General features: G+C 67.2%; 12 protein-coding genes. 3 read left to right on the plus strand and 9 right to left on the minus strand.

From position 1 onward, the window contains the following. Positions 1–64 precede the first annotated feature (64 nt). Complete coding sequence (locus DIE11_RS16350; protein WP_124625506.1) at positions 65–988, minus strand: LysR family transcriptional regulator; 924 nt, start codon at positions 986–988, stop codon at positions 65–67. 67 nt (positions 989–1,055) lie between these two features. Here DIE11_RS16350 and DIE11_RS16355 point away from each other — a divergent pair, with 67 nt between their 5' ends. After that, positions 1,056–1,673, plus strand: a complete 618-nt coding sequence (locus DIE11_RS16355) for a LysE family translocator (protein ID WP_124625508.1) — start codon at positions 1,056–1,058, stop codon at positions 1,671–1,673. Between the two features lie 124 nt (positions 1,674–1,797). On the opposite strand, the gene DIE11_RS16360 is transcribed toward DIE11_RS16355, so the two are convergent. Further along, the gene (locus DIE11_RS16360; protein WP_124625510.1) at positions 1,798–3,222 is read right to left on the minus strand and encodes a PLP-dependent aminotransferase family protein; all 1,425 of its coding nucleotides are present in this window, start codon (positions 3,220–3,222) and stop codon (positions 1,798–1,800) included. Between the two features lie 678 nt (positions 3,223–3,900). Next, positions 3,901–5,313: a PLP-dependent aminotransferase family protein gene (locus DIE11_RS16365; protein ID WP_124625512.1), complete on the minus strand. Its 1,413-nt coding sequence runs from the start codon at positions 5,311–5,313 to the stop codon at positions 3,901–3,903. A gap of 231 nt (positions 5,314–5,544) precedes the next feature. Here DIE11_RS16365 and DIE11_RS16370 point away from each other — a divergent pair, with 231 nt between their 5' ends. Then, complete coding sequence (locus tag DIE11_RS16370; protein ID WP_124625515.1) at positions 5,545–6,774, plus strand: FAD-binding oxidoreductase; 1,230 nt, start codon at positions 5,545–5,547, stop codon at positions 6,772–6,774. Between the two features lie 40 nt (positions 6,775–6,814). Beyond that, positions 6,815–7,966, plus strand: a complete 1,152-nt coding sequence (locus DIE11_RS16375) for a branched-chain amino acid ABC transporter substrate-binding protein (RefSeq protein WP_124625517.1) — start codon at positions 6,815–6,817, stop codon at positions 7,964–7,966. A gap of 31 nt (positions 7,967–7,997) precedes the next feature. Here the strand turns inward: DIE11_RS16375 and DIE11_RS16380 are convergent, their stop codons facing one another. The 6 genes from DIE11_RS16380 to narI form a co-directional block, all read right to left on the minus strand. After that, on the minus strand, positions 7,998–8,909 hold the full coding sequence (locus tag DIE11_RS16380; protein ID WP_124625519.1) for a hypothetical protein: 912 nt from the start codon (positions 8,907–8,909) through the stop codon (positions 7,998–8,000). 59 nt (positions 8,910–8,968) lie between these two features. Continuing rightward, on the minus strand, positions 8,969–9,280 hold the full coding sequence (locus DIE11_RS16385) for a TfoX/Sxy family protein (RefSeq protein ID WP_124625521.1): 312 nt from the start codon (positions 9,278–9,280) through the stop codon (positions 8,969–8,971). A gap of 90 nt (positions 9,281–9,370) precedes the next feature. Further along, positions 9,371–11,107, minus strand: a complete 1,737-nt coding sequence (locus tag DIE11_RS16390; protein ID WP_124625523.1) for a site-specific integrase — start codon at positions 11,105–11,107, stop codon at positions 9,371–9,373. 98 nt (positions 11,108–11,205) lie between these two features. Further along, positions 11,206–12,471: a nitrate/nitrite transporter gene (locus DIE11_RS16395; RefSeq protein ID WP_124625524.1), complete on the minus strand. Its 1,266-nt coding sequence runs from the start codon at positions 12,469–12,471 to the stop codon at positions 11,206–11,208. A gap of 15 nt (positions 12,472–12,486) precedes the next feature. Beyond that, positions 12,487–13,275, minus strand: coding sequence for a peptidylprolyl isomerase (locus DIE11_RS16400; protein ID WP_124625526.1), 789 nt, complete (start codon positions 13,273–13,275; stop codon positions 12,487–12,489). Positions 13,276–13,284: 9 nt separating this feature from the next. Next, entirely contained in the window at positions 13,285–13,968 is a 684-nt protein-coding gene (gene narI, locus DIE11_RS16405; RefSeq protein ID WP_059605860.1) for a respiratory nitrate reductase subunit gamma, read from the minus strand. Positions 13,969–13,989: the final 21 nt, after the last annotated feature.

Raw genomic sequence — 13,989 nt, forward strand, 5'->3', positions numbered from 1 at the left:
GGCTGAATGCCTGCGGCGCCATTTTTTTATGCTGCCGGCATCGCGCATCGATCCGGCTCACGCGTCAGACCATCGTCCTCAGCCAGTCGCGCAGCGCCCACTGCGCGCTCCCGTCCTTCACGGGCGCCGGCGTCAGCAGACAATAGTGCGAGCCGTCCTCAACGAAACCCATCGGCGCGACCAGCACGCCGCTTTCGAGGTCATCGCGAACGAGATGCCACGGACCGATTGCGACACCCAACCCCGCGACGGCCGCCTGAAGGCTGAAATAGAAATGGTCGAACACCTGCCCGCGCCCGCTGCCCGGCGGTCGATGCGCGGCCGCCGCCCATTCCTTCCACGCGTCCGGCCGTGTCCGGGCATGCAGCCGCGGCACGCCGCGCTTCAGCGCGCGACCGTCCCGGCTGCCGGAAAACCACCTGTCCACCTTGTCGGGCCGGCACACCGGCCCCACCCTTTCTGCGAACAGTTTCTCCGCGTGATAACCGTCGGGCCACGCAAAGTCATTGCGGCGGATCGCCATGTCGATGCCGTGGTCGAACGAGAACGGGCCACCCGCCGCGGCGAGGTGGATGTCGACGCCCGGGTACATTGCCTGGAAGTTCGGCCAGCGCGGGATCAGCCAGCGCATCAGCAGCGTGGGTTCGCACGACAGCACCGAACGCTGCGCACGGGCCGCCTCGGTCCGCAATTCATGCGCGGTCTGCCTGATCAGATGCAGACCTTCGTGGACGGCCTGCGCCAGCTTGCGGCCCGCATCGGTCAGGAACACACGGCGACTGCGCCGCTCGAACAACGCCACGCCCAGATCGTCTTCGAGCAGGCGCACCGCGCGACTGACCGCGCCGTGCGTCACGTGCAATTCATCGGCGGCGCGGCTGAAATGCTCATGGCGCGCCGCCGCCTCGAAGCAGCGCAGCGCCATCAGCGACGGCAGACTGGCGCGGACATTCTGTGACTCCAACTCACCATCTTGGTCAGAAATCATCGCTTTTCCTGGTGAACCGTGATCCCTAATATTGGCGCATCACGGTGAAAATCAAAAGGACAATGCAATGACAGAATGGATACTCGTAGTCACCATCACTTTACTCGCGGTCATCAGCCCGGGGCCGGATTTCGCGATGGTCACGCGCAACAGCCTGATGCTCTCGCGCCGGTCGGGCTTGCTCACCGCATGGGGGATCGGGCTGGGCGTGACGGTACACGTGAGCTATACGCTGCTCGGCGTAGGCCTGCTGATCCGTCAATCCCTGTGGCTCTTCAATACCGTGAAGCTCCTCGGGGCGATCTACCTGATCTACCTCGGCGCGAAGATGCTCGCAGCCAGGCCCGCGCGCGGACAGCCCGTAACGCCTGCCGCGCCGCTGTCCGATCTGGCGGCGCTGCGCACCGGTTTCCTGACCAATGCGCTGAATCCGAAAACCACCGTGTTCATCGTCAGCCTGTTCATGCAGGCCGTTCGCCCCGATACGCCATTGATCGTGCAGATCGGTTACGGCCTGTTCATCGCGCTTGCGCATGCGGGCTGGTTCAGCCTGGTGGCCGTCTGCTTCTCCGCCCGGGCCGTCCGCGATCGTTTGTTGTCCTTACGTCACTGGATCGACCGCACCTTTGGTGTCCTGCTCGTCGGCTTCGGGATCTTGCTGGCCGTTGCGCGCGGCAGTCGCTGAGCATCACGCGCTCGACCGGATCGACGCACCTCGCGCGCGTGTCCGGGTTTCTGCGCGTAAGGGCCGGCCGATCGCCGCGCTCCGCCGTCCGGGCCGATGCGTGCGACGCGCACCGGCCTTCGCTTCATCGCACGCACGAGGCGGCGAGCTTCCCGACCGCGATCACCGCCCGCTCGATCTCCGGCGACCATGGGCTGCTGTAGTTCAGCCGGATGAAGTTCCGGTAATTGTCGGTGATCGAGAACATGTAGCCGGGGCCGATCGTGATTCCCTGCTCCAGCGCGAGCTGATACAGCCGCATCGCGTCGACCTGCACCGGCAACTCGACCCACAGCACGTAGCCGCCGGCCGGGCTGGAGATGCGCGTGCCTTCAGGGAAGAATCGCGACACCATCGCGCGCATCAGGTTCGCCTGCTGCGCATACGCCTTGCGCAAGCGCCGCAGGTGATGCTCGTAGCCGTCGCGTTCGAGAAACTCGGCGATCGCAAGCTGCGGCAGCGACGGCGTGGCCAGCGTGTTCAGGAACTTCAGCTTCTCGACCTGATCGCGATACCGGCCCGGCAACGCCCAGCCGACCCGGTAAGCCGCCGTCAAGCTCTTCGAAAACGATGCGCAATGCAGCACGATCCCGTTGCGGTCGTAGGACTTCAGCGTGCCCGGATGCGACTCGCCGAAATACAGTTCGTTATACACACCGTTCTCGATGATCGGCATGTCGACGCGGGTCGCGAATTCCACCAGTTCGCGCTTGCGCTCGTCGGGCATCTGGAAGCCCAGCGGATTCTGGAAATTCGGCATCACCATGCACGCGGCGATCGGCTGCGACTTTGCGATTGCCGCCAGCGCGGCGATATCGATCCCGTATTCCGGATGCGTCGCGACCTCGATCGCCTTCATCCCCATCCGCTCGATCGCATGCAGCATCGCGTAGAACGTCGGCGACTCCACCGCGATCGTGTCACCCGGTTTCGCGACCGCCTGCAGGCACAGGTTGATCGCCTCCGTCGCGCCGACCGTCACGATGATCTCGTTCGGGTCGACCGACATGCCGTTTTCCAGGTAGCGCCGTGCGATCTGCCGGATCAGGCGCGGATGGCCGGGCGGCAGCCCGTCGGTCACGCCCCACAGCGACTTGTCCCGGCCGGCCGCATACGCGTAGCGGTTCAGCTTCTCGAACGGAAAGAGGCTCGGATCCGGATACGGCGAACCGAGCGGCACCGCGTCGTCGGTGCCGATCGAGCGCAACGTCGACAGCACGAGCCGGCTCATGTCGACCGACGACGAAATCGCGATCGGCTTCGACGGCCGCAGATCGCGCACCGGCGCATGGTTGTCGTCGCGACGCAGGTTCACGAAGTAGCCCGACTGCGGACGGCTTTCCAGCAGCCCGCGGCTTTCGAGCAACAGGTACGCGTGCAGCACGGTCGTGATGCTGATCCGGTGCTGCTGGCTCGCCTGCCGCACCGACGGAATCCGGTCGCCGTGCCGGTACACGCCCTGGCGGATCAGACGTTCGATGTCGTCCGCGAGTTTTTCGTAGAGCTTCATTGCGTGCTCCCCGCCGCCCAGCGCATGCGCGCCGCCGCCCCGTGCACGCCCGTTCCGTGCGTGTGCTGCCTGCTGACCAGGCTGTCGTGATGCCTGATTGCTCCCTCGGGTTTTGCCTTTTCCATCGCAGTGGCTCGCTTTTGAAGATGCGCCGGAAGGCCCGTGATGTCTGGGCCTGCGGCACTGTGCACTTGATGATGGAATCTTAAAAGCAGAACAGTTGACGCAGAGTACACACATCGGACACGCACAGAAGAGTACAGTTCGGCGCGAATTCGCGCCTTCGGGCGAACTGTACGTCTTACGAATCTGGTGCGGGGAGCGGCGACCGGAGAGCAATACGACTTGACGCGCAGCGCCGTGGGCGCTGGCTGGTCATGCCCGACCGGCCAGACGGGAAAAGGTCGAGGCGGCCCGAGCTGCACCGCCATGAAGATGGCGCGAGAGCGATGGGGCGTGCGGCACGGGCGGCGGCGAGCCGAAGATGAAGGGCTCGGGACGAGATGCGGACGCTGCCCGGTGGCGCAACGCGCTGCGGCTGTTCACCTGCGCCCGGTGCGGGCACCGACGTCGGTCTGCCCGACACGGGGAGCGAACCGGCAGTATCGTCGCTACCGTGGACGAAACGCTGCCGCGACGTCGATGTGGTTGCGGGGTTGCCGGCGCAAGCGGCGCGCGTCAGACCGACCCGAACAGCGCGCGCGGCCGGTCCTTCAGTGTGCCGGCCAGAATCCGCAGCCCGTTCACGAGTTCGTCGCGCGTCGCCGGGCACGCGAGGTTGATGCGCACGCCGTGCTCGATTTCCGCGCGATCAACCGCGAACGTCGACGACGGCATCACGATCACGCCGCGCGCCTTCGCGTTCGCGGCGAAGTCGTCGGCGCGCCACGGCGGTGGCAGTCGCAGCCACACGAACATGCACGCAGGATCGGACTTCAGCTGCCCGGCCGGCAGCAGTTCCCGCGCGAGATCGACGCGCGCGCGGATCTCCGCGAGTTGCGCGGCCATGATCCGCTCGGCGGTGCCGTCCTCGATCCATACCGTCGCGATCAGCATCGACGTGGGCGCGGGCATCCATGCGGTCGTGCGCACTGCTTCCGCGCACAGCGCGACGCTATCGCGCGGGCAGCTCAGGTAGCCGAGGCGCAGCCCCGGCGCAAGAATCTTCGACGTCGCGCCGATATGGAACGTCAGTTCGGGGCACAGCCCCGCAATCGCCGGCAACCGGTCGCGCACGAGCGGGCCATACACGTCGTCCTCGATGATCGTCACGTGATGGCGCCGCGCGATGTCGACGAGCGCCATCCGGCGCGCGAGGCTCATCGTCGTCACGGTCGGGTTCTGCAGGTTCGGCACGACGAAGATCGCCTTGACCGGCATGCGCTGGCAGATCCGCTCGATCTCGTCGGGCAGCAGGCCGTCGTCGTCGGCAGGCGCGCTGACGATCTCGAACTGGAACACCGGCGCGAGCGCCTTGAGCCCGTAATACGTGAGGCGATCGGCGACGATCACGCCGTCGGTGCCGATCAGGCTGTTCAGCACCGCATACAGCCCGTGCTGCGCACCGCTCGTGACGACCACCTGGTCGCTCGACGGCGCGAAGCCGGGCGCGGCAAGCCACCGCGCGCCGGCCGCGCGCGCCCAGTCGGGCCCCTGCGGCGGCTGGTATTCCTGCAGCGCGACGAAACGCGGGTCGTTCGGCAGCGTGGCGAATGTCTGCGCGAGGCTCGCGAGAAAATCGCCGGTCGCCGGGCGATTCACGGTCAGGTCGATCACGCCGTTGCCTGCCGCGAGCGACGCACGGGCCGGCGCGATGCTCGGCATCGCGCCGCCGGTGACGAGCGAGCCGCGGCGCTTGCTGCCGATCACGAGGCCGCGCAACTGCAGTTCCTTGTACGCGCGGGACACGGTCGACACGTTGATGCCGAGCTCGGTCGCGAGCTGGCGCTGCGGCGGCAGGCGGCTGCCGGGCGGATACATGCCGTTGCGGATCTCCGCCTCGATCGAGCTCGATACCTCGACATAAGTCGGCCGCTTCGCCTGCACCGGCGCACCGCCGTCGCGCTCGCCGGAAAGTTTGTCTGATGCCATTTATCGCCTGTGACCACACAAAAAACGTTTGTCTGCCATTTTCACCTGCCCAGCGATTGTATATGACATCCCCTCCCCGTCAAACGCCAGCGGAAAAGTCTGTCGAATCAACCGATTCAAATCGGGTAAACACTAGCACCACACAATCTGATTTTGATTGCACACAAAAAATTACTGTGTGATTCTTAATCTCAACTTTGTGTGAATCATGTGTGCCGGAGGGGATGCGTCATGGCGAACGTCGCCATCGTGGGTGCAGGCTTCATCGGGCTCGGCGCGGCGGCATGGCTGCAGCGCGACGGGCATCGCGTGACGCTGTTCGATCCGGCCGGCGTCGGCCACGGCGCGTCGTTCGGCAACGCCGCGACGTTCGCGCCGTACGGCTGCGTGCCGGTGAACGGCCCGTCCGTGTTCCGCAACATCCCGCACTTCCTGTTCGCCGCCGACAGCCCGCTGCGCATCCGCTGGCCGTACCTGCTGCGCGGCGCGCCGTGGCTCGCGCGGTTCCTGCTCGCATCGACGCCCGCGCACCACGCGCAGAGCGCAAGCGCGCTGGCCGCGCTGCTGTCGCGCGCCGCCGACGGCTATGCGCCACTGCTGTCCACCGCGCGGCTTGCGGCGTTCGTGCGGCCGCGCGAATGCCTGTACCTGTACGCGCGGCAGGCGTCGTTCGATGCCGCCGAGCCGTCGCTCGCGCTGCGGCGCCGGCTCGGCGTGCCGTTCGAGCTGCTCGACGCGAACGCGATCCGCCGGCTCGAGCCCGCGCTCGCGCCGATCTTCTCGCGCGGCGTGCTGTTCGTCGGAAGCTGGCATTTCTCCGATCCGCACGGGTTTCTCGGCGAACTGTTCGCGCATCTGGCAACCGGCGGCGCGACGCTCGAACGCGAGCGCGTCGAGCGGATCGAGCCCGTCGGCAACAGCGTGAACGTGCATGCGGGCGGCTCGGTGCGCGCCTTCGATCACGTCGTCATTGCCGCGGGCGCCCGCTCGCGTGAATTCGCAGCCGCGTGCGGCGATGCCGTGCCGCTGGATACCGAGCGCGGCTATCACGTGCAATTCGCCGCGCATGAGCAGATCGTCACGCGGCCGGTCGGCTGGGCCGAGCGCGGCTTCTATATGACACCGCTCGACGAAGGATTGCGCGCGGCCGGCACCGTCGAACTCGGCGGCTTCGACGCGCCGATGAACCGCTCGCTCGTCGCGCTGCTTACGCGCTCGGCACGCGAGGCGCTGCCGTCGCTCGGCGCACCGACGCGCAGCTGGCTCGGCTTCCGGCCGACGCTGCCCGACGGCGTGCCGGTCATCGGCCGCGCACGCGACAGCACACGCGTGATCCACGCATTCGGTCATCAGCATCTCGGCGTGACGCTCGCCGGCATCACTGGGCGGATCGTCGCCGACCTCGTCGCCGAGCGCTCGCCACCGCTGGACCTCACGCCATACCGGACCGCGCGATTCTGACGCGCGCCGCGATTTCAACCACTGCAAGGAGGCATGCATCATGAATCGTCGTAACTGGCTGGTTTGGCTGGCCGTCTGCTCGATCGGCACGGTCGCCGCGTCCGCGCAGGCCGCGGCCCCGGAAACCATCAAGATCGGCTTCGCCGGCCCGCTGACGGGGCCCGTCGCGCGCGTCGGCAAGGACCTGCAATACGGTGCGCAGCTTGCGCTCGACGAGGAGAACGCGAAACATCCGATCATCGGCGGCAAGCCGGTACGTTTCGTGCTCGACGTGCAGGACGACCAGGCCGATCCGCGCATCGCGATCCAGGTCGCACAGAAACTCGTCGACGACGGCGTGGTCGGCGTGATCGGCCACTACAACTCAGGCTGCAGCATCCCCGCGTCGGCCGTCTACAAGCAGGCGAACGTCGCGATGATCACACCCGGCTCGACCAATCCGCAACTGACGATGCAGGGCTTCAAGAACGTGTTCCGCACGATGGGGCACGACGGCGTCGGCGGCGTGGTGGCCGGCCGCTTCGCGGTCGAGCAGCTCAAGGCGAAGCGGATCGGCATCATCGACGATCGCACCGCATTCGGCCAGGGGCTTGCCGACGCATTCGAGAAAGGCGTCAAGGACGCGCACGGCAGCATCGTCGGCCGCGAATACACGAACGACAAGGCCGTCGATTTCCGCGGCATCCTGACGACGATGAAGAGCAACAACGTCGACCTGCTGTTCTTCGGCGGCCTCGACGAACAGGGCGCGATGCTCGTCAAGCAGATGCGCTCGCTCGGCATCCGCGCGCAACTGTTCGGCGCCGGCGCGTTGAAAAGCAATGCGTTCCTGAAGATCGCCGGCAACGCGGGCGAAGGCACGCAGGATCTCGAGCCGGGCCCGGCGCTCGACAAGCTGCCGTCCGCCATCGCGTTCGCGCAGCGCTACAAGGCGCGCTTCAACCAGGACGTCGAGCTGTATGCGCCGTTCGCGTACGACGCGGCACTCGCAATGATCGCGGCCGTTCGCAAGGCCGATTCGGTCGATCGCGGCAAGATCGTCGCGAGCCTGCCGGGGGTGTCGGTCACGGGCGTGACGGGGAAGATCTCGTTCGACGAACGCGGCGACCTGATCAAGCCGCCCTACACGCTGTTCCGCGTCGAACAGGGGCAGTGGCACAGCATTCGCACGGTCGGCGGCGCGTCGAACTGATCGGCGCCGAGCAGCCCGGCAGCAGGCGGCGTCATCGCGCCGCCTGCTGCCGCTGCACTTCCTGTGCCTTCATCTGCAGATACGCCCCACGCTCGACTTCGTGCAGTTGCTTCGGATACTGCTCGGTCGCGTCGAACCAGCGCGCAAGGCGCTGGTCGAGCGGCTTGTCGAGCGTCGCGAGATACGTGTCGATCGCGAGGTAGTAGCGCATCGTGTTGCGCTCCAGCAATCCGCGCACGCCGCCGATGTACTGCGGCTGCGTCGCCGATGCGCCGCTGGCTGCCGTGAACCCGACCTTGTCGCTGCCGACCGTCGCGAGGTAGGTCTTCATCGCCATGCGGCCGACGGCGCCGAAGCCGTACGAATACGTCAGGTGCAGAAACGTGCGCGACGCGCCGACCGGCACGGCCTCCAGCGCGATCCGGTAGTCCTTCGTGCCCATCGGGCCGCTGTCGGCGGTCAGGTCGACCTGAAAATAGTCAGGCGTCGCGGCGGCCACGCGGTAGCGGAACTGCACGCGATAGGTATCCGACAGCTTCTGCTCGATCTTGCGGCCGAGGTTCACGTCGAGCACCGGGCCGTCGCTGCCGGTCGACGCGTGACAGTACTTCGTGTTCAGGTGCAGGATCAGCACCGCGCACCAGTTCGCGGGGCCCTGCGCGGGATCGTTGAGCTTGCCGTTCACGACGGAAAACGGATAGTCGACGACCGCGTAAATGTCGCCCTTCAGCGACGACGACGCCTCCGACGATTCGAGGTATAGCGGCCGGTGAAACGCGTTGTCCTTCAGTTGCGCACCGAGGCTGTGGTAACGGTCGAGCAGCGCCGCCGCGCCGTCCGCGCCGAACGACAGCGCGCACCAGCCGAGGCACAGGGCTGCGACGAGCGCGTGCCATGCGCGGCGCGCATATCGCGGTGCTTGCGGATGTTCGGATGTCTCCATTCTTGTGCTCCAGCGGGGGCGCGATGGTCGCGCACATGGTTCACAGAATACGCCGACTGCTATCGACCCCGCTTCACCGGCACCGGCAGTTGCGCAGCAGTGATCCGGATCAGCGTCGACAGCCATTCGCGGTCGTCCCCGATGACGAGATGCGGCTTCGCCGTCGGATACGGTGGCGCTTCGTCGCAGGTGCCGAGAAACGCACGCCCGTCAGGCGTCGGCTTGACGAACAACCGGTCGTCGCACACCAGCGCGACCATCTTGCCGTCGCAGTAGATGCCGTACTCGCCGAACATCTTGCGCGCCGACACGGTACCCGCTGCAGCCATCTGCTCGACGACGAAATCGACGGTTCCCTGACTCGATGCCATCCATCCGCTCCGTTACCGAATAACCCTTCTGACCGTTACCGACGCGGTGTCGTTCCGTTCAGATTTCATGCGATCACGCGCGCGCCCTGCTCATTTGTCAGCCGAAAACGCACTCGACATCTGCCGTGCCCGCTTCACATCGTCCCCGTGCAGATAAATCGACGTCGTCGAGATCGACGCATGCCGCAGGTTGTCCCGCACCGTCGTCAGCTCCGCGCCGCGCGCGAGCGCATGCGTCGCATGCGTATGACGCATCCAGTGCGGGCTCGCCTGGCGCAGCTTCTGCGCGAGCGACGGGTTGTCGTCATCGACGAGCGCGGCCGTCTGCGCGAAGAAACGCTGCATCACCTTCCACAGCCGCACGCTCGTAATTCCGGCCGCCCCGTCTTCCGCAAGGCTCGGAATCAGCGGCGTATCGGGCCGCCAGCGCACCGGCGTGACCGGCAGCCGCCGCGCGACCAGATGACGATCGAGCGCCGTGCGCGCGAGCGGCGGCAGCGCGACGCGCGCGGCCTTGCTGCCCTTGCCGATCACCTTCAGCCACGCATCGCCGTGCGCGTCCGTTTCGATGTCGCCAAGCGTCGCGCCGGCCAGTTCGCTCGCGCGCAGCCCGGTCGCATAGCCGAAATCGAGGATGAAACGCAGCCGTTGCGCGGCGGCCGGCGTCCAGCCGGACTGCGGTGCGCCGGACGGCTTGCCCTTGCGAAACTCGAGCCCGTCCGCGATCGTGCGCACGAGCAGCCACTCGCCTTCGGTGAACGCATGCGACGTGTCCAGCGCATTCGCGCCGCGCGTATCGCGCACCTTGACGCCCGCGAACGGATTCGCGAGCAGATAGCGCTGCTCGATCAGCCAGCGGAACAGCGCACCAAGGACCGATAGCGTGTACGCGGCCGAACGCGCGGACAGTCCGCCCGAAAACGGCCGCCAGTCCGGCGCGCCGCGCGGCCGCACCGGGCCGATCCAGCGTTCGTGCGGCGTCGGGTTGCGCAGGAACGCGCGATACGCAACCGCATCCTCGGTGGTCAGCGACGACAGCGCGCGCCCGCGCTCGACGATCGCCCACAGGATCAGCCGCTCGGCCTCCTTCCGGTACGCGCGGCGCGTCGCGGCCGATTCGTGCAGCGACAGCCACGCGTGCACGGCGGCGTAATCGTTGTCCGCGTCGAGCGTGCTGGTCGCGCGCGGCGCGCGGAACGTGCCGGCCGACCCGTCGACCTCGTGCGGCAACTTCAGCTGCTCCCACGGCACGATGGCGCTGCGCGGCGTCGCCGCGATCAGCGCCCGCGCCCGCTCGGTCAAGTCGGGATGCGCGGAAAAGAACGCCTCGATGTGGCGTGCGCTCGCCACGCCGAGCCCCGTTATTGCGCGCCACCACTGGCGCCGCCGCGGAATCCGCACGGTCAGGTCGGCCAGCGTCGCGATCCCGTGTGCGCGCAGCGCGACGACTGCGCGTGCGGGCAGCCACAAACCAACGTCGTCGCTGATCTGCGGCACCGGCGCTCGCGCATGGCGCAGCAGGCCGATCGCATCGGTCGCGGCCTTCGCCATCTGAATGCGCGCGCTGTCGGCATGACCCAGTTGCTCCGCGAGATCGGGCCGCCCTGCCTGCCGCGCGACACGCACGAGACGGCGACGAATCCCGCCGATCACGCCGCGCGCCGAGCGCCCTTCGCCGAGCCGATCGGGCAGGTAGCGCTCGACGGCCTGCCGCACGGTCATGCCCGCGTACCACGCGCGCAGCGCGGCCAGTTCGTCGGCGTCGGGGAAGCCCGCGGGCGCAGGTGTGGAATCGGAGGAAGGCGATAAGGCGAGGCGCGGTGTCATGGGCGCCAGTTTGACAGAACTGCGGACGCTCGAAAACGCCCGGCGTGCTGCAAGATGCGTGCGCGATGCCGCAGGCTACCGGCATCGCGCAGGAACGTTCAGCCCGTCACGGGCGTGCGCCGCACCTCGGACAGGTAGATCAGGATCAGCGACACCCACACGATCCCGTACAAGAACATGAAGCAGGTCGTGCGCACGCGCAGCAAGTCGAGCAGCAGGCCGAACAGGATCGGCAGCAGAAAGCCGCCGAGCCCGCCCGCGAGGCCGACGATGCCCGTGACGACGCCCATGTTGTCCGGGAAATCGTCGGCTACGTACTTGAAGGTCGACGCCATCCCGAACGCGAACACCGCACCGAGCACGAAGGTCAGCGCGACGAAGCCTGCCACCGGCATCGACAGATTCAGCGACGCGGTGCCGTCGATCGTGTGAATCACGAAGTCGGTCGCCGGATACGACAGCAGGAACAGGCAGATCCACGCGACCCACAGTCCCCACCAGGTGACCGCATGCGCGCCGAAGCGGTCGGACAGCGCACCGCCGAGCGCACGCAGCACGGAGCCCGGCAGCGAGAAGCCGGCCGCGAACGCGGATGCCATCACGAGCGACATCCCGTATTCGCTCTTCAGGTACTGCGGGATCCACAGCGAGAGCGCCGTGAAACCGCCGAACGTGATCGAGTAGTACTGGCAGAGCCGCCACACGCGCGGATCGCGCAACACCTTGAACGCGTCGAGCACCGATCCACCCCGTTTTCCTGCCCCTGGATCGGGTGCCGACGCGAACCAGAAGATCACGGCCGTGACGAGCAATGCGACTGCGTAGACGCGCGGCACGAAGCGCCATCCATATGCGGACAGCAGCAGCGGCGTGACGAACAGGTTGACCGCCGCGCCGCACGTGCCCGCACCGAACACGCCCATCGCGAGCCCGCGCCGCTTCGGCGGGAAAAAGCGCGCGACGTACGGCGTGCCGACCGCGAACGACGCGCCGACGCAGCCGAGGAACAGCCCGATCAAGAGGAACTGCCACAGCTGCGTCGCGTAGCTGACGATGTAGACGGGAATCGCGCACACGACGAGCAGCACCGTCATCACGATCCGGCCGCCGAAGCGGTCGGTCCACGTGCCCAGCGGCAAGCGCATCAGCGCGCCGGTCAGCACGGGCGTCGACGTGAGCAGCCCGAATTCCGTGCTGTTCAGCCCGAGATCGGTGCGCAGTTGCACGCCGAGCACGCCGAACATCATCCACACGACGAAACACACCATGAACGCGAGCGTGCTCGCGGCCAGCACCGACCATGCGCGCAGCGGAATGGCCGGCGTCTCCGCGGCCAGGCGGACGTTACCTTGTTGAATTGCCATACGCAAAACCTCGTTTCATTGGACGAGCGGGCCGTTCGCGCCGTCGAAGGTCACGCCTTCGACCCGCGCGCCGCCCGCGAGTATCGCCACGTACTGCCGTATCGCCCGCTGCCGCACGCGTTCCGACAGGTACGCGGCGATCTGGCCGGCGGCCTCGTCGAACGGCACCACGTCGCCAGGCACGCGTCGCTCGATGCGCACGATGTGGAAGCCGAAGCGGGTATTGACGAGTTTCGGCAGCACGCCGAGCCCGTCCGTATCGAACAGCGCAGCCTCGAATTCCGGCACGGTGTCGCCGCGCAGGAGCTGCCCGAGGCTGCCGCCGACTTGTGCCGACGGACAATTCGAAGACGCGCGCGCGACCGCTTCGAACGTGTCGGGCGCGGCCACCACGTCGGCGAGCGCACGTTCCGCGCGCTGCCGCAGCGGTGCGAGCGGCACGCGGTCGGTCACCGCGAACAGCACGTGGCTCGCATACACGATGTCGCCGCGGCGAAAACGCGTCGGATGCTGCCCGTAGTAGCGCTCGCAATCGGCGCGATCGGGCTCGGGCACGTGAGTCAACTCGCGCTCGAGCAAGGCATCGACCGCTGCGTCGTCGAGCGGTGTGCTTTCATCGATCAGCCCGAGCGATACCGCGCGCTGACGCAGCAGTTCGCGCACCGCGAGCGCGTGCCGTGCCGCGTCGAGTGGATCGGGCGCATCGCCGTGATGCTCGGCCTCGGCCGCAATGGCCGCGTCGTCGATCGCAACGCCGTTGATCGCCAGCGGCGCGGTCGCGACTTCGGAGAGAACGTCGTTCATGTGGCCTCCTCAGCGCTTGCGCACGAGCTGGTACGGGCGGATCAGGTACGCGACCGACGCGATGCCGCTCCAGATGTGCACCATCCGCGTGAACGGCGACACGAGGAAGATCGTGAAGCCCAACAGGATATGCAGCCTGTACGTCAGCGGCACGCCGACCAGCAGGCTTGCGATGTCCGGCCGGAACGTGACGACGCCCTTCACGTAATCGGTGAGCTGCTCGAACATCACACCGTCCATGTGACGCGTCGACAGCACGACGGTGCCGAGCCCGAGCGCGAGTTGCACCCACAGCATCAGCACGATCAGGATGTCGGACTGGCGGCTGTTCTTGCGGATGCGCGGGTCGCCGAGGCGGCGCCAGATCAGGATCGTCAGCCCGATGATCGCCGCGACGCCGGCCGCACCGCCCGCCACCATCGCGACGAGCTGGTGCCCGGACGCCGACAGGAACGGCGACACGAGCCAGTGCGGTGCGAGGAAGCCGCCGAAGTGCCCGAGCACGACGACCAGCACGCCCCAGTGGAACAGGTTGCTGCCGAGCCGCAGCATCCCGTGGCGCAGCAGCTGCGACGAATCGCTCTTCCACGTGTACTGCTCGCGGTCGAAGCGGATCAGGCTGCCGACCAGCAGCACCGCGAGACAGATGTACGGGTAGATCCCGAACAGGAACTGATGCAAATAAGCGTTCATGTCTTTCCCCAGTTGAGCCCG

This window comes from Burkholderia sp. Bp9012 (genome assembly GCF_003853825.1).
Taxonomy (GTDB): domain Bacteria; phylum Pseudomonadota; class Gammaproteobacteria; order Burkholderiales; family Burkholderiaceae; genus Burkholderia; species Burkholderia diffusa.